We start from the raw sequence: 26406 nt of genomic DNA on the forward strand, positions 1-26406 counted from the left end.
AAACTATAATCGACATATTCAGACGGCCTTTCCCGACATTATGACTCGACAAGCCTTTATCCTCAGCGATTGCGAATTTCCCGAATGCGGCGAAAAGCCTTACGCCCTGTTGACCGCGAATCCGACGAAGGAACACCACTTCGTCGCCCAGACCGAGCAACGGCAGCACGCACATAATCCGCAGGTCAGCCTGCAGAATCAGAATGTTTACAAGCTGCCTTTGTCCATATTCCATACTGGCGAAAAAGCCCGCGGCAAAGAACAAAACCGCAGCGAAGCGATAAGCGTCAACATCATCGGCAACTTGGCCGCGAAAAACCTCTATACGCTGACCTTTGTCGAAGACTCCGCCAACCAATATAATCTGGAAGGCTGGTTCAACCGTCATGAAAGCGGCTACGAAGAGGCCTGCAATCATCTGCGCACCTTACCTGCAGGCCGTCTGAAAACAACTACGGCAAATGCCGATACCGTCAAAGTACCGGATGCCTTGTGGCGGATATTGCGGCTGAAATTCCTCGGTATCCTGCGCAATCCGCACAACCATAAAAACCTGTTTGCCCACCGCCTGCACCAAACGCTTCGAGCGCGTCTGCCGGAAGTCGGTTTTGAATTTGTCCGCTTGATCAGCAAACGCGACCCCAAGCGCATCGAAGCCATTATGCAGGACTACCGTTTCACTTTTCTCGGCTATGTCGATTGGCTGGGCGGGCTTTACGGTATGTTGAGCGAAGGCGTGGCACAGCCGTCGTTGTTTGAACGGCTGTTTTGCAACATCTTTGCCGAACCCGAAGCCGTGAAAATCGAATTGTTCCGCTATCCGGAAAACACGGGGCTGTGCCTGTTTGGCGACAGTAGTTTCTGCCTGCAAGCCTCGACCAAACTATTCAGCGTCGGCGTTAATATCTCGCATGACATGTTTGCCATCGTGCACCTGCAAACCGACCGTTGGCACGCGTTTAAAAACACCTTTCATCACGATGCGCCCAAACTGCAAGGCCAAGTGCGGATTATCGACGGCGACCAAACCCAAAGATTGCTGTTCAACCGACTGTGCATCCATCAAGCCCATGAAGCCGTGTTCGGCCAAAGCCCGAATATCAAAGATTATCTAGAGGCCGTCTGAAACTCCAAACCAGAAGAAAGCATATGAAAATCACGCCAATCCAAGCCCTAAACGACAACTACATCTGGATGATTCAAGAAGGCAACCATGCCGCCTGCGTCGATCCGTCCGATGCCACGCCCGTTTTGAAATTCCTCGTCCACAACCGCCTGATGCTGGCGCAAACATGGATTACCCATCCGCACCCCGACCATACCGGCGGCGCAAAAAACCTGTTCCACGGCTTTTTGGAATCCCCAATCTATGGTGAAAGCGACATCGAAGTGGCGACACATACCGTCACTGCAGGCACGCAGTTCCCGTTTGGCGAAGGCTTGGTTACCGTTTGGGCAACCCCCGGCCATACCGACCGCCACATCAGCTATCTGCTGGAAAATTCAGACGGCCTGCACGTTTTCTGCGGCGATACCTTGTTCTCCGCCGGTTGCGGCCGCGTATTTACCGGCACAATCGAGCAGCTTTACGACAGTTTTCACCGATTCAACCAACTGCCCGAAGAAACGCTGTTTTATCCGGCGCACGAATATACAGCCTCCAATCTGCGCTTTGCTCAGCATATCGAGCCGGACAATGCCGACATTCAGACGGCCTTGGCTGCAGCCGAACACACGCCGACGCTGCCTGTCAGCCTGGCGCACGAACGCAAAGTCAACCCTTTTTTACGCGTTCACCTGCCCCAAGTTCAGGCACGCGCCGAAGAATTGAGCGGACGAAAATTAAACAGCGAACTCGAAGTCTTCGCCGCTTTGCGTGAATTAAAAAATCAATTTTAATTGGGCTTAGTTCCCAAAGAATAAGGCCGTCTGAACAATATCTGTTCAGACGGCCTTTATTATTTAGGGATTATTCCCATTCAATCGTGGCAGGCGGTTTGCCGCTGACATCGTAAACCACACGGTTAATGCCTTTGACTTCGTTGATGATGCGGTTGGACACGCGGCCAAGCAGCGAGTAAGGCAGCTCAGCCCAGTGTGCAGTCATAAAGTCGCTGGTAATCACGGCACGCAAAGCTACGACGTAATCGTATGTGCGGCCGTCGCCCATTACGCCGACGGATTTCACAGGCAGGAATACAGCAAAGGCTTGGCTGGTCAGGTTGTACCAAGATGTACCGTTTTCATCGGTAGTATTGCGCAATTCTTGAATGAAAATATCGTCTGCTTGACGGAGCAAGTCGGCATATTCTTTTTTCACTTCGCCCAAGATGCGCACACCCAAACCCGGGCCTGGGAACGGATGACGGTACACCATTTCGCGCGGCAGGCCCAAAGCCACACCCAATTCGCGTACTTCGTCTTTGAACAAATCGCGCAACGGCTCAAGCAGCTTGAGCTTCATGTTTTCAGGCAGGCCGCCGACGTTGTGGTGGGATTTGATGGCATGGGCTTTTTTGGTTTTTGCACCCGCAGATTCGATTACGTCAGGGTAAATCGTACCTTGCGCCAACCATTTGGCGTTGGTGAGTTTTTTCTCCTCAGCGTCAAAGACTTCGATAAATTCCGCACCGATGATTTTGCGTTTTTTCTCCGGATCGGTCACGCCGGCAAGTTTCGCCAAAAACTGCTCTTCGGCATCAACGTGAATCACGCGTACGCCCAAGTTGCGGGCAAACATATCCATCACCATTTTGCCTTCGTTCAATCGCAACAGACCGTGGTCAACAAACACGCAGGTCAGTTGGTCGCCGATGGCGCGGTGAATCAGCGCGGCCGCTACGGAAGAGTCCACGCCGCCGGACAGACCTAAAATCACTTCATCGCTGCCGACTTGTTCGCGGATTTTGGCAACGGCTTCTTCGATGTAGTTCGGCATGGTCCAGCTTGGTTGTGCACCGCAAATATCCAAGACAAAGCGGTTCAACAGCGCGCGGCCTTGTTTGGTGTGGGTCACTTCAGGGTGGAATTGGATGCCGTAGAATTGTTTCTCAGCGTTTTCCATCATGGCAATCGGGCAAGACGGGGTGTCGCCGATAACAGAGAAGCCGGTAGGCAGTTTGGAAACTTTATCGCCATGGCTCATCCAAACATCGAGCGTATTAGGCGCATCGTCTTGAATGCCGCGTGTCAGCTCGCTGTCGATGGTTTTAACTTGCGCATAACCGAATTCGCGTTGGTTGCCCGGGCTAACTTCGCCGCCCAAGTGGTGCGCCATAAATTGCATGCCGTAGCAGATGCCCAAAACCGGAATGCCCAAATCAAAAATACCGGTATCGGCTTGATAATCGGATTCGTAAACGGAATTAGGGCCGCCAGAGAGGATGATGCCTTTCGGATTAAAGGCTTTGATTTCTTCCAAAGGCATGTCGAAAGAATGCAGTTCGCAGTAAACGTGGGCTTCGCGCACCCGTCGGGCGATCAGCTGGGTAACTTGCGAGCCGAAGTCGAGAATAAGGATTTTGTCTTGGGTCATGGCGGAAACTTTGCAAAATGTAAGAAAACGGTGCGGCCGGGAGGGTAAATTTCAAATTTAAACCACAATAAAAAGGCCGTCTGAATCGGCGGATTATACCATTGTTCAGACGGCCTTTATAGGGCAAAACCCAAATCTCTCATCTTTCTATTTTGTGTGTTTCTCAGGAATCATATCGCTGCGCGAGAGCAACAGCAGGCAACCCAACACGACCATGCCGATGGCCAGCAGCGGCGAGAGGTAAATCCAGTAGCTCATGTGCAGATAAATGGCTGTGCCGATATAAACCAACATCGGGCCGGAGACGATGGACTGTTTGTTGATGCCGTCCATAATCAACACGGCAAAGCCCAAAATAATTAATGCACCGGCAATCATTGTCGATGTCGCAGGCAAAATATCCGTAGCGCGTAAAAACCAAATCGCACCAAAGATAATCAAAAACAAAGGCAGAAAAAGTGAGGGGCGGGACATAACAACGCTCCGTAAAGGTTTCAGATGGCCTGTATTATTGGGTGCGTCGGCCATGCAGGCAAGATATAAAAATGCAATCTTGTGTGTAATTATGCAAAGGTTGGCACAACAAAAAAGCCGTCTGAACAGCGGCAAACCGAAATCGAATATTTCAATTTATCATGTTACAGACGGTCTTTTAAATCATCAGGCTTTGCCGGTACTGCCGAATCCGCCTTCACCGCGCTCGCTGGCGGCAAACTCGTCCACAACCTTAAACGCGGCTTGGACAACTGGCACAATCACCATTTGCGCGATGCGCTCCATCGGCTCGATGGTAAACGCTTCTTTACCACGGTTCCACAGAGAAACCTTCAATTCGCCTTGATAATCCGAGTCAATCAAACCGACCAAATTGCCCAAAACAATACCGTGTTTATGACCCAAGCCGGAACGCGGCAACAAAACGGCTGCGTAAGCAGGGTTGGCCAAATGCACCGCCAAACCGGTCGGAACGAGATATACATCGCCCGGCTGTAACACAACGGCTTCATCCAGGCAGGCACGCAAATCCAAACCGGCAGAACCAGGCGTCGCATAAGCAGGCAGGGAATCGGCCATTTTCGGATTTAAGATTTTCAGTTCGACTTCGGTTTGCATGACGGGACTCCGTATTGTTCTATATTGGAAAGGGCTACGATTATACACAAATGCCCTTGAGGCCGTCTGAAAAAACGGAGTATGATTCAGTCAGACCTAAGGAGAAAAATCATGGATCTGCACAATATCCGCGAAGATTACAGCAAACGCGAGCTGTCGGAAGCCGAATGCTACGCCGACCCGATTGTCCAATTCGAGCAATGGCTGAACGAAGCGATTCACGCCGAAGTCAACGAGCCGACCGCGGTCAACGTTGCCGCCGTAGGCGAAGACGGCAGGCCTAACAGCCGTATGGTACTACTGAAAGAAGTCAACCCAAAAGGCTTTGTTTTCTTTACCAATTACCACAGCCGCAAAGGCCGCTCCTATACGGCACACCCCTTTGCCGCCATGACTTTTTTCTGGCCGGAACTCGAACGCCAAGTGCGTGTTGAAGGCCGCATTGAAAAACTCGACACAGCCGCTTCAGACGAATATTTTGAAAGCCGCCCATATACCAGTCGTATCGGCGCATGGGCAAGCGCGCAAAGCGAAGTGATTTCCAGCAAAGCCGTATTGGTAGCCAAAGCCGCGGCCGTCGGTGTCAAACATCCCTTACATGTCCCTCGCCCGCCGCATTGGGGCGGATACCTTGTTATTCCCGACCGTATCGAATTCTGGCAAGGCCGCCCCAGCCGCCTGCATGACCGCATCCAATACCGCTTGGTTGACGGCAACTGGATACGCGAACGCCTTTCGCCATAATTTTCGGATTTTCAAACAAAAATTTACTGGTTGAGTTACAATACAGCCTTTCATCGGCAGGCCGTCTGAATCTGATTTTCAGACGGCCTTTTCCCCCAATCCAACCCCTGCCGCAACCGCCGCAGAAGAACCGCTTTTCAAGCGAGTTAGGAAAAATCATGTCCAAACAGCCTTCCAGCAAACGCCAATGGCGCGACGGCGTATCGTCTACCGCCAAAAAACCTTCCAAACCGGCCAAATCCTTTGCCAATAAAAAACGTCCCGACGACGAGCGAAAAACATCAGGCAAACCTTACGGCCAAAAAGTTTCAGACGGCCCCAAAGCTCAAAATACCGCCCCAAAACAACGTGCCGCCAAAGCCAAAAAACTGGTTGTCCGCAATCCCAACCAAAAAATCATGGAACACGCCCGCGATTTGAAAGAACGCCGCAGCGACCTTTCCCGCTTCGAACCCGAGCGCCTGCAAAAAGTCCTGGCCGCTTCCGGCGTCGGCTCACGTCGCGAAATGGAAGAATGGATTAGCAACGGCTGGGTAACAGTCAACGGACGCGTAGCCCAACTGGGTGAAAAAGTCACGCCCGACGATCATGTTACCGTCAAAGGCAGCATCATCAAACTCAAATGGGCAGACCGCCTACCACGCATCATCCTCTACTACAAACAAGAAGGCGAAATCGTTTCCCGCGACGACCCGCAAGGCCGCGTCAGCATCTTCGACCGCCTGCCGCAAGCAGCCAGCAGCCGCTGGGTAGCCATCGGCCGTTTGGACATCAATACCAGCGGCCTTTTGATCCTGACCACTTCAGGCGAACTCGTTCAACGCTTTGCCCACCCCAGCTTTGAAGTCGAACGCGAATACGCCGTGCGCGTATTGGGCGAGTTGACCACCGAACAAATGCGCGTCCTAACCGAAGAAGGCGTGATGCTCGAAGACGGTCTAGCAAAAGTAGAACGCATCTACGAACAAGGCGGCGAAGGAGCAAACAAATGGTACAACGTCGTCATCAAAGAAGGCCGAAACCGCGAAGTACGCCGCATTTTTGAAAGCCAAGGCCTCACCGTCAGCCGTCTCGTCCGCGTAGGCTTCGGCCCCATCGGCCTGCCAAACCGCCTCAAACGCGGCCAGTTCTACGAACTCAATCCGGCAGAAGTCGCCAACATCATCAAATGGGCGGATATGCTGCTGCCGGGCGAACGTCGCCGGAAGAAAAGTTAATGTAAGATAAATCGGGGCTGAGGCCTTTACAAAATCGTCTCAGCCCGACAAAATCTTGCATAAGTCATAAACATAGTGGGTTAAGTTTAAACCAGTACCGCATTGCTCCGCCTTGTCCTGATTTAAACTTAACCCACTATTCACACATTAAAATTCAAAAAAAGTGACTCAGCGCCAGCGTTAACTCTGCCAATACACTGCCATCAACACTTTTAATAATCAGCATGTGATATTTCCCAGGAGCTTAAATCATGCCCCGTTTCTTCCTGAAAACCGTTTCCATACTCACTTTGGCAGCTTTGACTGCGTGTTCCGGCCCTCTCGACCGATCAGACTCGTCAACCGAAAATCTTCAGGGTGCACCGGACTCAGCATTGCCTGCTGCTGCCGTTGCTGAAGAAAATCTGTCTCTTACAGAAAACACCGAACGCTACCAAGAACAACCTGACCAACCGGTCAAATCCGTTGCTCAAGAACCTGTTTCCACATTTAGCATCGATGTCGATACCGGCAGCTACGCCAACGTCCGCCGATTTCTGAACAGCGGCAAACAGCCGCCTAAAGATGCTGTACGGATTGAGGAAATCGTCAATTACTTCCCTTATAACTATCCACTGCCTACTGACAGTCGTCCATTTGCCGTTCATACTGAAACCATTGATTCTCCATGGCAACCGGAAGCCAAGCTGATCAAAATCGGTATCCAAGCACAAGACACGGCAAAGAAAGACCTGCCGCCTGCCAATCTTGTGTTCCTCGTGGACGTATCCGGCAGTATGTCTTCAGCAAATAAACTTCCGTTGGTTCAAAAAACGTTGCGTATCTTGACCCAACAATTACGTCCTCAGGACAAAGTTACTCTGATTACCTATTCTTCAGGCGAAGAGCTGGTACTTCCGCCTACATCAGGTTCAGATAAAGAAACCATCCTGAAGGCCATCGACAAACTGAAAGCCGAAGGCTCGACTTCGGGCGAATCCGCTTTACGCATGGCCTACGAAGAAGCGCAAAAAGCCTTTGTACCCAACGGCATCAACCGTATCCTTTTGGCGACCGATGGCGACTTTAACGTTGGCGTATCTGATACCGAAACGCTCAAATCCATGGTTGCCGAAAAACGTAAAACCGGCGTTTCACTCAGCACGCTAGGATTCGGTACAGACAATTACAACGAAGACATGATGGAACAAATTGCCGATGCAGGCGACGGCAATTACAGCTATATCGACAACGAAAAAGAAGCGAAAAAAGTTCTACAGCAACAACTGACTTCCACGCTTGCCACCGTTGCACAAGATGTCAAAATCCAGGTCGAATTCAATCCTGCCACTGTTAAAGAATACCGCTTGGTCGGCTACACCAACCGCACCTTGCGCAATGAAGACTTCAACAATGACAAAGTAGATGCGGGCGATATCGGCTCAGGCCACAGCGTGACCGCCATCTATGAAATCATCCCGCAGGGCAAACAAGGCTGGCTGAACGAATCACGCTATCAAAAAACCCCTGCCGTCAAAGGCAGTAAAAACGAATACGCCTTTGTCAAAGTACGCTATAAACTGCCTGGGGAAAAAGACAGTAAGCTGATGGAACAAGCAATTCCCGTTGGCAGCAAACCGCTGGAGCAAGCCGATAAAGACACCTTGCTCGCCCTGGCCGCAGCTTCCTATGCCCAAGCCCTGCGCGGCGGCGAATACAACGGTAAACTTGGCTGGAGCGACATTGAAAAAATGGTACAGAAAGTCCAAGGCGACGATCCGTTTGAACTGAAATCAGAATTTCTCCAATTGGTTCGCATTGCCGCCGGTAGCGAAAAGAAATCAGGTCCTTTGGTTAAAGAATAAAACCTGAAAAAGGCCGTCTGAAAAACATTCAGACGGCCTTTTAATTAAACTTTTTATTTTTCAGATTTCAACACCCGTTGACGGCGGGTTTCGCTCAATACCATGCCTGCACTGACGGAAACGTTCATGCTTTCTACCGTACCAAACATCGGAATCGATATCAGCATATCGCAATGTTCGCGCGTCAGGCGGCGCATGCCTTCGCCTTCGTTGCCCATTACCCAGGCCACGCTGTCGGGCAAGTCGCAGTGGTAAAGGTCGGAGTCGCCGCCCATGTCCGTACCGACAATCCAAATGCCGTATTCTTTCAGCTCACGCAAAGTACGGGCAAGATTGGTTACGGTAATATACGGCACGGTTTCCGCCGCGCCACAGGCAACTTTGCTGACGGTCGCATTCAGGCCGGCGCTTTTGTCTTTGGGCGCAATTACGGCATGCACGCCCATCGCATCGGCAGTACGCAGGCACGCGCCGAGGTTGTGCGGATCGGTAATGCCGTCCAATACCAGCAAAAACGGCGGTTCGCTCAGGTTTTCCAACACATCTTCCAAGTGAACATGGTTTTTGGAGGCATCGATAAACCCGACTACGCCCTGATGGCGCGCCCCTTTGCTGATGGCATTCAGGCGGTCGGCATCGGCAAAATGCACGCGTACGTTTTCAGAGGCCGCTTTATCCAATACATCGTGGGTGCGCGCATCGGATTTGCCCTCTTGGATATAGAGTTCGGTAATCGATTTCGGGTTTTGCCACAAACGGGCATTGACGGCGTGAAAGCCATAGATGAGTCGTTGGTTTGCCATGTTTTTGCTTTATCGAAAAATTCAGACGGCCATTATAACAAGTAAGGCCGTCTGAAAATTTTTTATTTCATCAAATAACCAAGTATGCCCGAAGTGCCAACACCGATTAATACCGTCACCAACATCGAAAACCGGCTGGCGGCCAATACCGTCAAAGCAATGGCAATCAGCTCATGCGGCTTGTCCGATACAAAATAAGGCGCAATCACAGAAATCAACACGCAGCCCGGCGCAGCCTCCATAACCACTTGCGCGCGACGGCTCAACGTACGGTTGCGCAAGGCAAAAAAGCCGATTAAACGGGTTGAATAAGTAACGGCAAACATGCTTAAAAACAGCAAAAACGATTGCAGCGACAACAAATCCTTCATTTTTGCTCTCCCCACAAATACGCCACCAATAAACCCGATAACGTTCCGGCCGGAACATACCATGCGCCATCCACGGTCAAATAGGTTGCGCACGCCACAATCAGGCTGACAAACCAAGGGCGCGAAGCCGCAAAGCTCTTCCACATCCCGCGCAGCAACACCAAAAACACCGCAGGAAACGCCATGCCGAAGCCCCAAGCCGCCACATCGCCGAACATCGGTCCGACTGCCGCGCCAAATGCCGCAAAAGCAATCCACGTTACATACAAAATAAAACACACGCCGGCATAAAACGGCATATTGAATGCAGGCAAACCTGCCGCCTTACGCTTTTGAATTTCAGCAAACGCCATTGCCCAGCTTTCATCACACATAAAAAACAGCGCGGGCATCGCCTTTTTCAGCGGCATATCCCTCATATACGGCGCAATCGCCGCCCCCATCAGAATATGGCGCGAATTAATCATAAACGTAACCGTTGCAATCAGCAGTGTCGGCAAGGGATTTGCCCACAAATTGACTGCGGCAAATTCCGAACCTCCGGCAAAGTTCATGCCCGTCATCAGCAGCATTTCCAGCCAACTCATGCCCTTTTGCCCGCCCTGCATGCCCAAAATCAGCGCCCACGGCAACAAGCCGATCAGCATGGGGGAACATTCTTTGATACCGCGCAGAAATTCCGATTGAGGAGAAGCAGTGTGATTCATTTTGATTGAAACGGTTTATTAAAAAGAAGCGACGTATTATAAATCAGGCCGTCTGAACAAGGGTATAATACGGAAAAATTAGATTTATTTACGGAAACCGATATGACCCACACCGTCCATCTTCAGTTTGAAGAAATTGACAATACCGTGTTGCAACGCCTGTGCGGTGCGCTCGACAGCAATCTCGAAGCCTTAGGCAAAGCCCTTGATATCCAAATCAGCCGCCGCTTTGAACATTTCACCTTCATGGGCGAACTGGCACACGCCGGCCGCCGTGCCTTGCTGTCGCTTGCCGAAGCCGCAGAAAAAGGCGACTTGGACGACAACGCCATCAGCCTAGCGGCCGTCGAAGCAAAAACCGCAGATGAAAAACACGAAGAAAAACACCACGACCAACAATACTATTTCCGCACCAAACGCGGCAGCATCGGTGGTCGCACCCCGCGCCAAAACGGCTATATCCGCGCCTTGCTCAACCACGATGTCGTGTTCGGCTTAGGCCCTGCCGGTACGGGTAAGACCTATCTTGCCGTTGCCGCCGCAGTCGATGCCATGGAAAAACACCAAATCGAACGCATCGTTTTAGTTCGCCCTGCAGTCGAAGCAGGCGAAAAATTAGGCTTCCTGCCGGGTGATTTGGCACAAAAAGTCGATCCCTACCTGCGACCGCTTTACGATGCGCTTTATGATTTAATGGGCTTCGACCGCGTAACCAAACTGATGGAAAAAGGTTTGATTGAAATTGCGCCGCTCGCCTACATGCGTGGCCGCACCTTAAATGGCGCGTATGTCATTTTGGACGAAGCACAAAACACCACGCCCGAACAAATGAAAATGTTCCTGACCCGTATCGGCTTTGGTGCCAAAGCAGTCATTACCGGCGACATCAGCCAAATCGACCTGCCACGCAACATCAAATCCGGCTTGAAAGATGCACGCGAAAAACTGCGCAATGTAGAAGGCCTGTATTTCCACACATTCACCAGCGAAGACGTTGTCCGCCATCCTTTGGTGCAGAAAATCGTCGAAGCCTATGAAGCTGCCGAAGAACAAGCTGAAAAGAAAAACGACGAATAATCTTTTCAAACACTTAAGGCCGTCTGAAAATTAAATTTCAGACGGCCTTTCTACATCATTTGCCCCATAATACTGCTATAATCCGAAAATCAAGTAAAACAACGACTTCAAAAGGAAAAATATGTCCCTCAAACCACCCGTCCGAATCGCCGTTACCGGCGCGGCTGGCCAAATCGCCTACGCCACCCTTTTCCGTATCGCCGGCGGCATCATGCTCGGACGCGACCAACCCGTTATCCTGCAGCTGCTCGACCTGTCACAAGCGCAGCAGGCTTTGCGCGGTGTGATTATGGAAATGCAGGATTGCGCTTTCCCGCTCCTTGCCGACATTTTCGCGACAGACGACCCCGAAGTCGCCTTCAAAGATGCCGACATTGCCCTCTTGATTGGTGCGCGCCCGCGCACACAAGGCATGGAGCGCGCCGACTTGCTGCACGCGAATGGCGAAATTTTCAAAGTACAAGGTGCGGCGTTAAACAAAGTTGCCAATCGCAACGTTAAAGTCCTCGTCGTCGGCAATCCGGCCAATACCAACGCCTACATCGCCATGAAATCCGCACCCGACATCCCGCCGGAAAATTTCACCGCCCTGATGCGTCTTGACCATCACCGCGCCGTCAGCCAAATTGCCGAAAAAATCAACCGCCCGATTACTTCCATCGAGCAAATGTGCGTTTGGGGCAACCACAGCCCGACCATGTACGCCGACTACCGCTACGCCACCAGCAACGGCGAGTCCGTCCAAGACATGATTACCGAACCCGACTGGAACACCGAAGTTTTCATGCCGAAAATCGCCGGACGCGGTGCCGCCATTATTGCCGCACGTGGCTCATCATCTGCAGCCTCCGCCGCCAATGCCGCCATCTACCACCTGCGCGACTGGTTGCTCGGCAGCAGTGGTAAATGGATAACCATGGGCGTTCCATCCGACGGTTCTTACGGCATTCCCGAAGGTTTGATTTTCGGCTTCCCCGTCATTTGCGACAAAGGCAGCTACCGCATCGTCCAAGGCTTGGATTTGTCGGACGAATTCAGCCAAAAACGTATCGCCGCCACGCTGGCCGAATTAGAAGAAGAACGTTCAGCCATCCAGGATCTACTCTAAAACAAAGGCCGTCTGAAAACCAAATTTCAGACGGCCTTTACTGTGCAGCCTTATTCCGCTACATCAATGCACAAATATTTCAATTCCAGATATTCATCCGCACCATATTTGCTACCTTCACGTCCCAGTCCGCTGCGTTTCACGCCGCCAAACGGTGCTACTTCATTACTGATTAAGCCCGTATTGATGCCGACCATGCCGTATTCCAAGGCTTCGCCAACGCGCCACTGGCGGGCGGTGTCGGAGGTAAAAAGGTAGGCCGCCAAACCGTATTCCGTATCGTTGGCGGCTGCGATGACTTCGGCTTCGGTTTCAAAGCGGAACACGGGACACAAAGGTCCGAAGGTTTCTTCGCACGCTACTGCCATTTGTGCCGTTACGCCGCTTAAGACAGTCGGCTCGAAAAACGTTCCGCCCAATGCGCTGCGTTTGCCGCCGGTCAGGCAGCTTGCGCCTTTTGAGAGCGCGTCGGCGATGTGCTGCTCGACTTTTTCCACCGCTTTTTCCTCAATCAGCGGCCCTTGGTTCACGCCTTCATCTAAGCCGTTGCCCAATTTGAGCGTGGCCACTTTTTCGCTTAATTTTCGGCAAAATTCGTCGTAAATGCCGGATTGAGCGTACACGCGGTTAGTGCAGACGCAGGTCTGACCGCTGTTGCGGAACTTGCTCGCCAGGGCGCCTTCGACGGCTTTGTCCAAATCGGCATCGTCAAACACGATAAACGGCGCGTTACCGCCCAGTTCCAAGCTGAGTTTTTTAATGTCTGCCGCGCTGTCGGCAAAAATCTTCGCGCCGACTTCGGTTGAGCCAGTAAAGCTGATTTTGCGCACAGTCGGATTCGTGGCAAATTCATGGCTGATTTCCGAAGCACTACCGCTGACAACAGGCAACAAATCCTGTGGTACGCCCGCTTCATAAGCCAAAACGACTAATGCATACGCACTCAAAGGCGTGAGCGATGCAGGTTTGACTATCATCGCGCAACCAACCGCCAAAGCAGGCGCAGCCTTGCGCGCAATCATCGCAGACGGGAAATTCCACGGCGTAATCGCAGCGGTAACGCCGACGGGCTGCTTCAATACAACCAGTTTTTGCGATGCTTTCACACTCGTCAGCACATCGCCGTCAATCCGCCGAGCCTCTTCCGCAAACCAGCGCACAAACGAAGCCGCATAATCGATTTCACCACGCGCCTCAGTCAGGCTTTTGCCCTGCTCCATCGTCATGATACGCGCCAGGTCTTCTTTGTTTTCTTTAATTAAAAAATACCAACGCCACAACACATCGGCGCGTTCCAACGCAGTTTTTGCCACCCATAATTTTTGTGCTGCCTCTGCCTTTTGAATCAAAAGCTTCAGGCCGTCTGAATCAGTCTTACGGACAAACGCTAAAGCCTCACCGGTTGCAGGGTTATCAACTCTAATGGCATCTGGAATCGGAGAAAAGGAAATATCTGGATGCTTGAGCAAACGGGCAAAATCTTTCATGAGAAACGACCTTTCTAAAACCGAGGATATACGTTCATTATCATATTCATACCATCAAAGTGCAACTAAATCAAAAAATAAACCAACATCAAAGGCCGTCTGAATATCTTACAGACGGCCTTTGCTTTAGCTACATCATATCTATCTTATATAACGAATGAAATACGATGATTAATACTCTACTTCAAAAGGATAAGACACATGTATTACAACAATTTGCTATAATACAAAACTCATTTCAACCTTCATTCGAAATTCCATTTTCAGACGGCCTTTGTCTGTTTATAAGGCCGTCTGAAATGTTTTCCGTCCTTCCTCTTCTGCCGAACCATGATTCCATCTGATTTCATTGACGAGCTTTTGTCCAAAGTCGATATTGTCGATATTATCGACGAACAGGTTCCGCTGAAGAAAGGCGGGGCAAACTATATGGCCTGCTGTCCGTTTCACAAGGAAAAGACGCCGTCGTTTTCAGTCAGCCCGACCAAACAGTTTTACCATTGCTTCAGTTGCGGGGCTCATGGTTCGGCGATTGGTTTTGTGATGGAACATCAGGGGCTGTCGTTTCCGGAGGCGGTGCAGTTTTTGGCTGATCGCGTCGGCATGACGGTACCTAAAGTTCGTGGGCAGGAAGACAACCCCGAAATCCGTGCCGAACGTAAGAAAAAACAACAGACTTTGGAAGAAACGACAGCAGCGGCAGCAGATTTTTATGCGCAACAGTTGAAATTTAATCCTGCTGCGAAGGCCTATTTGGACAAACGCGGCTTGAGTGCGGAAGTCATCGCGCATTATGGTTTGGGCTATGCGCCCGACGGCTGGCAACCTTTGGCACAAGTGTTCCAACCCTATCCGAATACTGCGTTGGTGGATACGGGCATGGTCATCGACAACGAAGGCAAACATTACGACCGCTTTCGCCATCGGATTATGTTCCCTATCCGTAATCCGCGTGGGCAGGTAATTGGCTTTGGTGGACGCGTGTTGGACGACTCCAAACCCAAATACCTGAATTCGCCCGATACACCCTTGTTTGACAAAGGGAAAAACCTTTACGGACTATATGAAGGGCGTGCCGCCGTAAAAGAGGCCGGACGGATTTTGGTGGTCGAAGGCTACATGGACGTGGTCGCATTGGCGCAGTTCGGCGTCGGCTACGGCGTAGCGGCTTTGGGCACGGCAACCACGGCGGAACATATCAAAATCCTGATGCGTCAGGCAGACAGTATTTATTTTTGTTTTGATGGCGACAGCGCAGGACGTAAAGCGGCTTGGCGCGCGCTGGAAAATGCGTTGCCGCAATTAAAAGATGATAAATCGCTGCATTTTCTGTTCCTACCCAAAGAACACGACCCAGACAGCTACATCCGCGCCTACGGCAAGACTCAATTTGAAGATGCCTTGTTAAACCAAAGCAAGCCTCTATCCGAATACTTTTGGGAACATCTTTCAGACGGCCTCAACCTCAATACGCAAGAAGGCAAAGCAGAATTGGTCAAAACCAGTTCTCCGCTTTTGGCTCAGATTACCGCGCCGGCATTAGGCTATCTCCTGAAACAAAAACTAAGCGAGTTGGTAGGTATTGATCCTGACAACCTCGCCCAGTTACTCGGACAAGAAGCGCCCAAGCGGCACGTCAAACAAAAAAGTTACAAACTGCCGCCTATTTCTGTCAAACAGCCAACCATGCTGACGCTGGTTCAAAGACAGATACGCAGCCTCTTGATAAATCCGGCTTGGGCTTCATATATAGACCTGCCCGATTATCTGGCTTTAAGCGGCGACTTCGCCTGCCTTGCCAATTTGGCCGAAACCATCAAGCATCACGATACGACTCCTGCAACCGCACAAGTGCTTGAATATATGCGCGGTTCGCCCTATGAGGAAACCGTCAATCAAATCTTTTTATCGACCCTTCATTCTGAAGAAATGGAAGGGGATAACGAAGAAGATTGCGAAAGTTTCCAAATCGGCATGAAAAAGTTGTTAAATGAATTAAAATACAGTCAAATCGAAACTTTAAAGCAAAAAAGTATTCAAACTGGTTTGACCGAAAATGAAAAAAAACTATTGCTGTCGCTTTTGACGGCAAAGCAAAACTAACCCCTCAGGCCGTCTGAACAATCTAAACACACGCTGCGAAGCATGACACGCAGAACACTCCATCCGTAATATTTTCAGACGGCCTCAGAGTATTAAAGTGAAATCTGATTTCACAACAAAAAGCTCTGCTCCGCCTTCAGGTACGGCCACATCACCGTAAACCGTCGGCATCCTATCAACCTAGAGAGCAATCCATGTCTAAAAATCAAAACTACGAAGAATACCAAGACCAAGACGACAACCGCCCCTTGAGTATCGAAGAGCAGCGTGCGCGTCTGCGCCAACTCATTATCATGGGTAAAGAACGCGGCTACATCACTTATTCCGAAATTAACGACGCCCTGCCCGACGATATGTCCGATGCCGAGCAAATCGACAACATCGTCAGCATGATTTCCGGCTTGGGCATCCAAGTAACCGAGCAAGCCCCCGATGCTGAAGACATCCTCTTGAGCGACAACGCCGCCGCCATGACCGACGACGATGCCGTTGAAGAAGCCGAAGCAGCACTCTCCAGCGCAGATTCAGAATTCGGCCGTACAACCGACCCTGTGCGTATGTATATGCGTGAAATGGGTCAAGTCGATCTGTTGACGCGTGAAGACGAAATCATCATCGCCAAAAAAATCGAAAATGCACTGAAAAACATGGTGCAGGCAATCTCCGCCTGCCCAGGCTCGATTGCCGAAATTCTGGCGTTGATCGAACAAGTCCGCAACGACGAAATCCGTGTGGATGAAGTGGTTGAAGCCATCATCGACCCTAATGAAGTCTTGTTGAACGAATTAGGCTTGGGTCATTTGGAAAATGCCAAACCTGACGACGAAGAAGGCGAAACCGATAGCGATGATGAAGATAGCGACGAGGAAGATGAAGATGACTCTGGCGGCGACTCTGAAGCTATATCCGCCGCCCATTTGGCCGAACTGAAACAAAAAGTTTTGGAACACTTCGCCTTTATTGAGAGCGAATACGGCAAAATGATCAAACAGTTGGAAAAACACGGCAGTCAGCATGCCAACTACCTGAAGCACCGCGATGCCATTGCCAACAAACTGTTAGAAGTCCGTTTCGCCACACGTCAAATCGAAAACCTGAGCAGCAGCCTGCGCAGCCGCGTTGAAAACATCCGCAAACTCGAACGCGAAATCCGTGACATCTGTATCGACCGTGTCCGTATGGAGCGCGACTACTTCATCGAAAACTTCCTGCCTGCCATTACCGATTTGGAATGGGTAGAAGAAGAAGTAGCCAAAGGCCGTGTATGGGCAAACGCGTTGGATCGTTTCCGCCACGCCATCCTCGAAAAACAAACAGAATTGGCAAACATGGAAGCTGAAACCCACATTTCCATCGAAGAATTGAAAGAAATCAACAAAAACATGGTATTGAGCGAGAAAGAAACCTCAGCCGCCAAACAGGAAATGATTCAGGCCAACTTGCGTTTGGTTATTTCTATTGCCAAAAAATACACCAACCGCGGCTTGCAGTTCCTTGATTTGATTCAAGAAGGCAATATCGGTCTGATGAAAGCGGTAGACAAATTCGAATACCGCCGCGGCTACAAGTTCTCTACTTATGCCACATGGTGGATCCGTCAAGCGATTACCCGTTCCATCGCCGACCAAGCGCGTACCATCCGTATTCCGGTTCACATGATTGAAACCATCAACAAAATGAACCGTATCTCGCGCCAATACCTGCAAGAAACCGGTGAAGAACCTGATTCTGCCAAACTGGCCGAGTTGATGGAAATGCCGGAGGACAAAATCCGCAAAATCATGAAAATCGCCAAAGAGCCGATTTCCATGGAAACACCGATTGGCGACGACGACGATTCGCACTTGGGCGATTTCATCGAGGATGCCAACAACGTTGCGCCGGCAGAAGCTGCGATGTACACCAGCCTGCACGAAGTAACCAAAGAAATCCTCGAAAGCCTGACACCTCGCGAAGCCAAAGTGTTGCGTATGCGTTTCGGTATCGATATGAATACCGACCACACTTTAGAAGAAGTCGGCAAACAATTTGACGTAACCCGCGAACGTATCCGTCAAATCGAGGCCAAAGCCCTGCGTAAGCTGCGTCATCCTACCCGCAGCGACCGCCTCCGCAGCTTCCTCGACAGCGAAGAAAACAAATCGTAAAAGCAAACCGCAGGTTGAAAGACCTGCGGTTTTTATTGGAATGTAAAAAGGCCGTCTGAAAACCAAATCTCAAAAGATTTAATCGTTTCAGACGGCCTTAAATTTTATTCAGCCTCAGTGGTTTTCTTTTTCGGACGGCGGCGGCGACGTTTGGGTTTGCCATCAGTTGATCCACTTTGTTTCTGACGCTTGTGATCATTGGCCGCAGTCATTTGCTGACGAGTTTCTTCATCGGCATGTTGGAAAGTCGTCCACCAAGAAGCCATCTCTTTATCAACCTCGCCAACTTCGCTACGCAAAATCAGGAAGTCATAAGCGGCACGGAAACGGGCTTGCGCCAACAGACGATACGGGCGCGCGCCACGCATATTGTCGAATTGCGGCTGAAATTGCCAGATTTCACGCATGGTTGCGGAGAATCTTTGCGGTACGCCCCAACCCTTCTCCACCGTATCGCGCATGGTGTTCATCGCATCCATCAGCGCAGGGACAGGTTTTTGACCATGGCTTTGATTGCGTTGCCACATAGCGTTTAGTGTCGGCCATAATACCGCCGCCAATACAAAACCGACAGAAACGGACTTATCCGCACGAAGACGCTCATCGGTATTTTTCAAAGCCAACATAATCATACGTTTGTCGGCTGCTTCGGCAGTTTTCAAGGCATCTAAAAGCGGATGGATGCCTTCGGGAATACCCAACTCGTTCAACCGTTTCAAACAGCCACGGGAATGGCCGGAAAACAGGATTTTCATGATTTCGTCAAAAAGACGGGCCACCGGCTCATTTTTCAGACGGCCTGCGTATTCGGCAATCGGCAAAGCCGTTTGCTCTTCCACTTCAAAGCCCAACTTGCCCGACAAACGGACCGCGCGAAGAATACGGACGGGATCTTCCTGATAGCGTTCGGCAGGATTACCTATCATCACCAATTTCTTATCGGCAACATCAGCCACGCCTTGATGAAAATCCCAAATTTCCTCTTTAATCGGGTCGTAATACAGCGCGTTGCACGTAAAGTCGCGGCGCATGGCGTCTTCTTCAATGCTGCCGTAAGTATTGTCCTTCATAATGCGGCCTTGCGCATTTTGCTGAACCTTATCGCCACCCCGAAACGTCGTCACTTCGATGGTTTCAGGACCAATCATCACATGAACGATTTGAAAGCGCCGGCCGATAATGCGGCTGCGGCGGAATATTTTACGGATTTGCTCCGGTGTTGCATCGGTTGCAATATCAAAATCTTTGGGCTCAACCCCGAGCAACAAATCCCGAACGGCTCCCCCTACAACATAAGCCTGAAAACCGGCTTCATGCAGGCGTTTGGCAATTTTCTCAGCGGCAAAGCTCAACATATCCGCATGGATACCATGTTGCTCAAGCGGAATAATCTCCTTTTCGGGCAAAGACTTGACGTGTTTTTTAGGCAACACTTTATGCAGCCATTTTTTTAACATAAGCAGCTCTTTTCACAATAAAAAAGGCCGTCTGAAACTTGTCCGGCTTAAGCCTTTGCACAATATCCTGCCGTAGAAAGAACAAAACATTGAGCAAAGGCTTCAGACAGCCTAAAAAAGACGTGCCATTATACCTTATGGAAGTTCGATTAATTAGCGTATTGACAAAAAATATCGGCTATAATGACGGTCTGACAACGATTCAGGCAGAACATCATGTACCACTACAAATCCGAAGCTACCCAATTCCTCGACAAACTCATGACCGACCATCCCGAATTAGAAGCGCAACGCCTCGAAAACCGCCATTTACTGTGGGATGTAACCCTTAATCCGGCCGAACAGGCCGAATTTGAAGCGGCCAAAGTCAACAAAAAACCTTACACCTACTATCAAGACTAAACCGTATCGGCATGACGACCAACACCCACAATACCGATCCGGCGTTACAGCAGTACCTCAACAGCATCGGTCAGCACGAACATCCCGTTTTGACCGCATTGCGTGAGCGTACCCAATCACATCGTCTGGGAAAGATGGCCATCGCCCAAGAGCAGGCAGCCATGTTGGTGTGGTTGGCCAAATTATTGAATGCCAAAAAATATTTGGAAGTTGGCGTCTTTACCGGTTACAGCAGCACCTCCATGGCGCTTGCCCTCCCCGAAGACGGCAAAATCACGGCTTGCGACATTAATGTCACCTTTACCGATATTGCCTGCGAAACATGGCAGGCGGCAGGCATAGCGCATAAAATCTCGCTTCATCTGCAGCCGGCTTTGCTGACTTTGGACGATTTGATTGCGCAAGGCGAATCGGAAAGCTACGACTTGGCTCTTATCGATGCCGACAAACCGCCTACGCCGCAATATTTCGAACGCTGTTTGCAACTGGTACGGAGTGGCGGCGTAATTGCCATCGACAATATTTTGTTGGGAGGACGCGTCATGAATGAAGCTGCCGAAAACGATCCGCCCAGCTTGGATATCCTGCGCCATTTCAACCAAAATCTGCCGCACGATACACGCATTATTCCCATCACCCTGCCTGTCGGTGACGGTTTGACATTGCTACTAAAAAAATAAAACGACACAATCCGATGAAAACATTATCACATTCCCTGTTTCTTTTGCCGCTTACTCTATTTGCCGCATCATGCGCCGTTTCCCATCCTCCCCAACCTGCCGACAATCCCAACTTTGTCCTGCCGGATATTCCGCGTGAGCCTTTACATGAAAAAAGTATCCCCTATCCGCGTTTGGACGAACAAACCCAGATTGACCACTTGGGCATACAAATTGCCCGACTGGAACGTACGGTTGAAGAATTAAATCAACGCTTGCACACATTGGAACAACAACGAAACATCAAACGTCCGACTACTTCGGCTTCCAACCCCAAAGCCCAGCGATTAGACGACCGCAAGCTGAAAATGAACTATTTGGCAAATGGCGGCAGCGTGCCGTCTGAAACAGACTCAGCCGCACAAAACGAATTTCGCCTTTATAATCAGGCGCAAAAATACTACCAGCGTAACAACTTCTCTGCTGCAGTAGCCATTCTAAAAGAAGCCGACGGCGGCAACGGTAGCGAAATTGCCCGCCGCAATATGTACCTGCTCCTGCAAAGCCAACAACGTCTAGGCAACTGCGAATCCGTTATCGAAATCGGCAACCGCTACGCCAACCGATTCCGCAACAGCCCGCAAGCTCCCGATGCCATGTACAGCATCGGCCAGTGCCAATACAAACTGCAACAAAAAGACATCGCTCGCAGCACATGGCGCAAACTAATACAAAGCTTCCCCAACAGCGAAGCAGCAAAACGTGCTTCTATCAGTCTCAAACAAAGATAAACGTTCAGACGGCCTTGTCATCCCTAAGGCCGTCTGAATATTTTTTTACCCTAATCCATTCAAGCAAAAGGAACTCCTCATGATCCAAGTCGGCATTATTATGGGCAGCAACAGCGATTGGCCGGTGATGCAGCAGGCAGCACAATTTCTCAAAGAATTCGGCGTTGAATACGAAGCGCGTGTCGTCTCTGCACACCGTACGCCTGATTTGATGTTTGAATACGCCGAAACTGCACGCGAACGCGGCATCAAAGCCATCATTGCCGGCGCAGGCGGAGCAGCGCATTTACCGGGCATGGTCGCTGCCAAAACCACGGTTCCCGTCTTGGGCGTTCCCGTTCCCAGCAAATATCTGCGCGGCGAAGACTCCCTGCTTTCGATTGTGCAAATGCCCAAAGGCGTTCCAGTTGCCACATTTGCCATTGGCGAAGCAGGCGCGGCCAATGCAGCGCTGTTTGCCATTTCACTTTTGGCCAACGAAAATCCTGAATTGGCTGAAAAACTGGCCGCTTTCCGTGCCAAACAAGAGCAAACCGTTTTAGCCATGGAATTGCCCGAAGCATAACGGACTAAGGCCGTCTGAAAGTTGTAAAGGGAAACTTTGATTTCGTTCTACAATTGTTCAGACGGCCTGAGACCTTTGCAAAATTCCCCTAAATCCCCTAAATTCCTACCAAGACATTTAGGGGATTTTCCATGAGCACCTTTTTCCAGCAAACCGCGCAAGCCATGATTGCCAAACACATCGACCGCTTCCCACTATTGAAGTTGGATCAGGTGTTCGATTGGCAGCCAATCGAACAGTACCTAAATCGTCAAAAAACCCGTTACCTTCGAGACCACCACGGCCGTCCCGCCTATCCCCTGTTGTCCATGTTCAAAGCCGTCCTGCTCGGCCAATAGCACAGCCTCTCCGATCCCGAACTCGAACACAGCCTCATCACCCGTATCGATTTCAATCTGTTTTGCCGGTTTGACATATTGTTAACTAATCTATTGTTTAATCTATTTTACATAAGTTATAATTCAACATATTGAATAAACTAAATTACTTTTGGAGTATTAAATGGGCTGGTGGAATAGTATTACAAATAAATTGGATGATATGGTGACTAACTGGACTATATCGCAAGTAGAGTCTACGCTTGATGATCTTCAAACAATGATGCATCAAGTAGAAAATAAAAATCAAATTCGTGAATATAACATGCAATTTTTACGAGATGTTGTGGCATTAAAATCTGTTCATTTAGAGGATAAAACTGAAACATCAAAACAAAATAATGACATTATAAATGAGGAGGAAGCAAATGAAAATAAATCGCTTTTTTCTCAGGCAATGAATAATATAAAAAATAATGCAATATCACTGGTAGAAATTGTCACTTCCCATAAAAGTATTGCTTTAAATACTGCCACAGCAACTCGCTTGTTACTAAAAGCTACTGACGAAGACTTATTATACTTACTTAGAAACAGTGGTTCATTTGGTTTGGGAGATCTTAGTTTTAAACAGAAATTCAATGAACACAATATCTTATCAGTCTTAAATGAAACGTATCCAAGCAAACAAGCCACTATTTCATTGCTTAATCAAGTTACAGCGGATGCTGCAAAAAAAGTCCCTATTTATGAAACTCAAGAAGACAAAAAACAACGTGAAAAAGCTGAAAAAAATCGAAATTTTTTCGAAAATATATTCCACAATGTAAAAGATGGGCTATATAGAACGTGGCACTTCCAGGAGGCATTTGCAGCAAATAATGCTTTACAATTTAGATACGGTACTTTAAATGAAACAAGTCAAGAATCAATTATTTTTGAATTTCTAGGTGAGCCGGAAGCTGAAAAAGAAGATAATCAATATTTAGATACTTTGTATAGTATCATTGGTGTAAATGCTGCTCGTCAAACGCGATTAGCGGACAGCCTGACTCAACAATCCCAATATGATTTAGGAGCAGCAAACCAATATTTGGCATTTTCAAATACACGTACTAATTTATTATTAGAAATGCTTAACCAGCAACGGAGCACTATTAATGAAGATTTCAAAGAGTTTGCTCGTATTGCCCATGAATTAGTTAAAAAGATGGGGGAACATGATATTCAATCCTTAACAGTTAATTTACCAGATTCACAGTTTAAAAGGAATTTGATACGTTCAAGTGGTGAACAATTGATGGATGAATGGTTGCGTGGTGCAGCTATCACTGTTTGTTCTATCATTCCACTTGCATCAAGTTTCTATTCTAAATATGCATCAGAAGCACTTGCAAAGGCAAATCAAATTCGTTCAGATACAGGAATGGCTTTAGATAAGATCGGTGAGATTATTGTTGCACTTTGCAAAACCAATCGCTATGTATTAAATACTATTGCCGAAACAACAAGGCTCTATGAAGTCTTCCAAAGTTATTTCGATGAATTGAAAAACATGAATCAATTTATTGAAAATGGCGGAGACATGGACGAAATTGAAGAAGAGACATTATTGATTATCAGCAATGGTTACCAATTGTCAGCAATTTTGACAGATATCGTATGTACACCTGTTTTTAAGGCACAAGAAGAGGAGACCGAATTGCCTGAAATTAATCGAGAAGCTTTGGAAAATGTATTAGCAACATCAGCACAAATTCCTTCTTTGTCTTAGATCTGAAAAGATTTAATGATTAACTAATAAAAACTTCGAGATATCGGTAATTTCCGCTATCTCGAATTAAGCTGAAAGATTAAAATGTCAACTAATGTTATACAAAAAGAATTTGATTGGGCTGCAGAATTAGAAAAAACAGTAATAAAAAGCTTAACCACATCATTTGGTTTAGATTTTTTATTATTTAATGATAAGCTCGGTGGTAATGTAGATACTATTCATAACGCAAGAAATAGTGTCTACGCAACAAAAATTGAAGAAAATAGATATTTACAAAAAGGGAAGTACAACTCTGATTTGTATCATCAGGATCCCAATTATAAAGCTCGAGGGAAATCTGACAAAGCAAAACATCAACAAGGTACATTAACTGATACATATAGAAATAGTACACTAAAACAAAATGAGAAAAGGCAATTAGATCATGTTATTTCTGCCCATGAGATTGAGCAGGATGCTGGTAGAATTTTAGCAGAACTAGATGGTGTAAAATTAGCAAATCAGGACTCAAATTTATCTTCTACCTTAGCATATATTAATACCAAAAAAAGTGATAAAAGTGTTGAAGAATTTGTGGCATCTATTCCAGCCGCAATACAAGAAAAGCAAAATAGTTTAGAAAAGAATAAAGCCAAATTAGCATTTTTACCAAACAATACCCCTGAAGAACAGGATAATCGAAGAAAACTAGAAGATAAAATAAGAAACGAACAATCACATATTGATGCTTTACAAAGCGTTAATAAAGACACAATGCTAGCAGCAGATAAAAAAGCACGTTCAGCTTACAATAGCCAAGTCAATTGGAACTACTATACAAGTAGTAAATTCTTTAAAAATTCCGCTTCTGAAGCTGGTAAGGCTGGCTTATGTATGGGCCTTCGACAAGCATTAGGTTTAGTATTGGCAGAACTATGGTTTGAACTAAAAGAAGCTATCCCGAGGATTTATCAAAGTGTAAAAACTAATTTTACATTAGATAATTTTGTATCTCATATTAAAAATACATTAAAAAATATTTGGGAACGAATTCAGCTTCGATTTAATAATTTACTACTGTCATTTAAAGACGGTGTAATTGGTGGTATTTTGGGTAGCTTGACGAGTACTTTGTGGAATGCATTTCAAACAATTGGTGGAAATATTATCAAGCTGATTCGTGAAACTTGGAGTAGTTTAGTGCAGGCCGCCAAATTGATTTTCTTTAACCCAGATAAGTTAGCCTTAGGCGACCTAATGAAGGAGCTATCAAAAATAATTGGCCTAGCTGTTGCTACTTCGCTTGGTACAATTTTGAATCAATATCTTTCCACTTTATTAACATTTCCCTTTGGTGACTCATTAGCTGCCTTTCTTAGTGCATTAGCTGTAGGTTTGATGACTTTAGGCATGAGCTATTTTCTTGAACATAGTGATCTGATGCAGAAGGTCTGGAATTACTTAAATAATCTAAAAAATCGCTATGATAACGTTTTAGAAAATCTAAAAGAAATCAACCTATCTTTAGATGATTATTTAATTAATTTGTCGAAAACAGAGTTAAACTTAAATCCTGAAGAACTCAGACGCTTTACTGATAATTTGTATAATACAAATAGTGAACTTGAGCGTTCTGTTCTATTACATGAAGAAGTTAAACGTAGAAATATTGCTTTACCCTTTGATTCTGGTAATCTGTCAAGTACAAGAGCTTGGTTAAAAAAACTATAAGTAACTGTACAAAAAAATAAAAACTATTTGGAATTTTCAGACAGGTTGAGACCTTTGCAAAGGTCTCAGCCTTTTTTCTTTTATTAAATTGAATTAATACTATGAAAACCCTAGTATTCGTCCTACTCTCCACCCTGCTTTGTGCCTGCCAAAGCCCAAGCACTTCCGCTCAATCAACTGCCATTCCATCTCAACAACAAGCCCAAGATACAACCGGCAATCTGATTATCTTCTATGATGCCCAAACCGGTTCCGCGCCATTGCTAAAAGCAGTGAAAACCTCTGGTGCAACTTTGGTTTACGAATACAAAAACCTGCACGGTATTGCTATTCGTCCGGCTTCCAAGACCAATATTGAAGATGCCATTGCCTATTTCAAAAAAGTAAACGGCGTATTGTCTGTTGAACAAGACCGACTGCTTAAACTTCAATAAACAAACTATTTTTTGACCAAATAAAAAAGGCCATCTGA

24 protein-coding genes and 1 pseudogene are annotated in these 26406 nt (G+C 47.9%); 17 read left to right on the plus strand and 8 right to left on the minus strand.

Going from position 1 to position 26406, the window contains the following annotated elements; all coding sequences use genetic code 11:
- The first annotated feature begins 40 nt into the window (after window positions 1-40).
- Entirely contained in the window at window positions 41-1126 is a 1086-nt protein-coding gene (locus tag ACTHTS_RS00245) for a hypothetical protein (RefSeq protein ID WP_440368768.1), read from the plus strand.
- A 23-nt stretch (window positions 1127-1149) separates the two neighbouring features.
- Window positions 1150-1899, plus strand: a complete 750-nt coding sequence (gene gloB / locus ACTHTS_RS00250; protein ID WP_440368770.1) for a hydroxyacylglutathione hydrolase — start codon at window positions 1150-1152, stop codon at window positions 1897-1899.
- Window positions 1900-1969: 70 nt separating this feature from the next.
- Here the strand turns inward: gloB and guaA are convergent, their stop codons facing one another.
- The 3 genes from guaA to dut all read right to left on the minus strand — a co-directional run bounded on the left by guaA (window position 1970) and on the right by dut (window position 4648).
- On the minus strand, window positions 1970-3535 hold the full coding sequence (gene guaA / locus ACTHTS_RS00255) for a glutamine-hydrolyzing GMP synthase (RefSeq protein WP_440368772.1): 1566 nt from the start codon (window positions 3533-3535) through the stop codon (window positions 1970-1972).
- A 147-nt stretch (window positions 3536-3682) separates the two neighbouring features.
- On the minus strand, window positions 3683-4009 hold the full coding sequence (locus ACTHTS_RS00260; protein ID WP_039862324.1) for a hypothetical protein: 327 nt from the start codon (window positions 4007-4009) through the stop codon (window positions 3683-3685).
- A 186-nt stretch (window positions 4010-4195) separates the two neighbouring features.
- Entirely contained in the window at window positions 4196-4648 is a 453-nt protein-coding gene (dut, locus tag ACTHTS_RS00265; RefSeq protein WP_003680707.1) for a dUTP diphosphatase, read from the minus strand.
- A gap of 111 nt (window positions 4649-4759) precedes the next feature.
- Between dut and pdxH the strand changes: the two genes are divergently transcribed.
- The 3 genes from pdxH to ACTHTS_RS00280 all read left to right on the plus strand — a co-directional run bounded on the left by pdxH (window position 4760) and on the right by ACTHTS_RS00280 (window position 8453).
- Window positions 4760-5392, plus strand: a complete 633-nt coding sequence (gene pdxH, locus ACTHTS_RS00270; RefSeq protein ID WP_440368774.1) for a pyridoxamine 5'-phosphate oxidase — start codon at window positions 4760-4762, stop codon at window positions 5390-5392.
- A gap of 158 nt (window positions 5393-5550) precedes the next feature.
- On the plus strand, window positions 5551-6609 hold the full coding sequence (locus ACTHTS_RS00275; RefSeq protein WP_003686367.1) for a pseudouridine synthase: 1059 nt from the start codon (window positions 5551-5553) through the stop codon (window positions 6607-6609).
- Between the two features lie 251 nt (window positions 6610-6860).
- Window positions 6861-8453, plus strand: coding sequence for a vWA domain-containing protein (locus tag ACTHTS_RS00280; protein WP_440368776.1), 1593 nt, complete (start codon window positions 6861-6863; stop codon window positions 8451-8453).
- Between the two features lie 53 nt (window positions 8454-8506).
- Here the strand turns inward: ACTHTS_RS00280 and rlmB are convergent, their stop codons facing one another.
- The 3 genes from rlmB to ACTHTS_RS00295 form a co-directional block, all read right to left on the minus strand.
- A complete protein-coding gene (gene rlmB / locus ACTHTS_RS00285) occupies window positions 8507-9256 on the minus strand; it encodes a 23S rRNA (guanosine(2251)-2'-O)-methyltransferase RlmB (RefSeq protein WP_440368778.1) in 750 nt (249 codons plus the stop codon).
- Between the two features lie 62 nt (window positions 9257-9318).
- Window positions 9319-9627, minus strand: a complete 309-nt coding sequence (locus ACTHTS_RS00290) for an AzlD family protein (RefSeq protein WP_440368780.1) — start codon at window positions 9625-9627, stop codon at window positions 9319-9321.
- A complete protein-coding gene (locus tag ACTHTS_RS00295) occupies window positions 9624-10334 on the minus strand; it encodes an AzlC family ABC transporter permease (RefSeq protein WP_440368782.1) in 711 nt (236 codons plus the stop codon). Before ACTHTS_RS00295 ends, ACTHTS_RS00290 begins: the two co-directional genes overlap by 4 nt.
- A 102-nt stretch (window positions 10335-10436) precedes the next feature.
- Between ACTHTS_RS00295 and ACTHTS_RS00300 the strand changes: the two genes are divergently transcribed.
- Both ACTHTS_RS00300 and ACTHTS_RS00305 read left to right on the plus strand, forming a co-directional pair.
- Entirely contained in the window at window positions 10437-11411 is a 975-nt protein-coding gene (locus tag ACTHTS_RS00300; RefSeq protein ID WP_440368784.1) for a PhoH family protein, read from the plus strand.
- A gap of 121 nt (window positions 11412-11532) precedes the next feature.
- Window positions 11533-12519, plus strand: coding sequence for a malate dehydrogenase (locus ACTHTS_RS00305; protein WP_440368786.1), 987 nt, complete (start codon window positions 11533-11535; stop codon window positions 12517-12519).
- A gap of 50 nt (window positions 12520-12569) precedes the next feature.
- On the opposite strand, the gene ACTHTS_RS00310 is transcribed toward ACTHTS_RS00305, so the two are convergent.
- The gene (locus ACTHTS_RS00310; protein WP_440368788.1) at window positions 12570-14006 is read right to left on the minus strand and encodes an NAD-dependent succinate-semialdehyde dehydrogenase; all 1437 of its coding nucleotides are present in this window, start codon (window positions 14004-14006) and stop codon (window positions 12570-12572) included.
- A gap of 330 nt (window positions 14007-14336) precedes the next feature.
- Between ACTHTS_RS00310 and dnaG the strand changes: the two genes are divergently transcribed.
- Window positions 14337-16109, plus strand: a complete 1773-nt coding sequence (gene dnaG, locus ACTHTS_RS00315; protein ID WP_440368790.1) for a DNA primase — start codon at window positions 14337-14339, stop codon at window positions 16107-16109.
- 194 nt (window positions 16110-16303) lie between these two features.
- Entirely contained in the window at window positions 16304-18256 is a 1953-nt protein-coding gene (rpoD, locus tag ACTHTS_RS00320; RefSeq protein ID WP_440368792.1) for an RNA polymerase sigma factor RpoD, read from the plus strand.
- Window positions 18257-18360: 104 nt separating this feature from the next.
- Here the strand turns inward: rpoD and ACTHTS_RS00325 are convergent, their stop codons facing one another.
- Window positions 18361-19713: a polynucleotide adenylyltransferase PcnB gene (locus tag ACTHTS_RS00325; RefSeq protein WP_314552571.1), complete on the minus strand. Its 1353-nt coding sequence runs from the start codon at window positions 19711-19713 to the stop codon at window positions 18361-18363.
- A gap of 216 nt (window positions 19714-19929) precedes the next feature.
- On the opposite strand from ACTHTS_RS00325, the gene ACTHTS_RS00330 reads away from it, so the two are divergent.
- The 8 genes and pseudogenes from ACTHTS_RS00330 (at window position 19930) to ACTHTS_RS00365 (ending at window position 26368) form a co-directional block, all read left to right on the plus strand.
- Window positions 19930-20115 carry a DUF3460 family protein gene (locus ACTHTS_RS00330; protein ID WP_250600398.1) on the plus strand — a complete coding sequence of 62 codons (186 nt, stop codon included), beginning with the start codon at window positions 19930-19932 and terminating at the stop codon, window positions 20113-20115.
- 11 nt (window positions 20116-20126) lie between these two features.
- Entirely contained in the window at window positions 20127-20795 is a 669-nt protein-coding gene (locus ACTHTS_RS00335; RefSeq protein WP_440368795.1) for a class I SAM-dependent methyltransferase, read from the plus strand.
- Between the two features lie 14 nt (window positions 20796-20809).
- Window positions 20810-21565: a tetratricopeptide repeat protein gene (locus tag ACTHTS_RS00340; protein ID WP_063067821.1), complete on the plus strand. Its 756-nt coding sequence runs from the start codon at window positions 20810-20812 to the stop codon at window positions 21563-21565.
- A 79-nt stretch (window positions 21566-21644) separates the two neighbouring features.
- Complete coding sequence (purE, locus tag ACTHTS_RS00345) at window positions 21645-22130, plus strand: 5-(carboxyamino)imidazole ribonucleotide mutase (protein ID WP_003686478.1); 486 nt, start codon at window positions 21645-21647, stop codon at window positions 22128-22130.
- A 131-nt stretch (window positions 22131-22261) separates the two neighbouring features.
- Window positions 22262-22549, plus strand: a pseudogene (locus ACTHTS_RS00350) (transposase); the annotation flags it as partial.
- Window positions 22550-22631: 82 nt separating this feature from the next.
- The gene (locus ACTHTS_RS00355; RefSeq protein WP_440368798.1) at window positions 22632-24221 is read left to right on the plus strand and encodes a hypothetical protein; all 1590 of its coding nucleotides are present in this window, start codon (window positions 22632-22634) and stop codon (window positions 24219-24221) included.
- A gap of 84 nt (window positions 24222-24305) precedes the next feature.
- Window positions 24306-25934 carry a hypothetical protein gene (locus ACTHTS_RS00360; RefSeq protein ID WP_440368800.1) on the plus strand — a complete coding sequence of 543 codons (1629 nt, stop codon included), beginning with the start codon at window positions 24306-24308 and terminating at the stop codon, window positions 25932-25934.
- A gap of 101 nt (window positions 25935-26035) precedes the next feature.
- On the plus strand, window positions 26036-26368 hold the full coding sequence (locus ACTHTS_RS00365; protein ID WP_440368802.1) for a hypothetical protein: 333 nt from the start codon (window positions 26036-26038) through the stop codon (window positions 26366-26368).
- The last annotated feature ends 38 nt before the right edge of the window (window positions 26369-26406 follow it).

Source organism: Neisseria sp. P0019.S003, from assembly GCF_051957115.1.
Taxonomy (GTDB): Bacteria; Pseudomonadota; Gammaproteobacteria; order Burkholderiales; family Neisseriaceae; genus Neisseria; species Neisseria flavescens_D.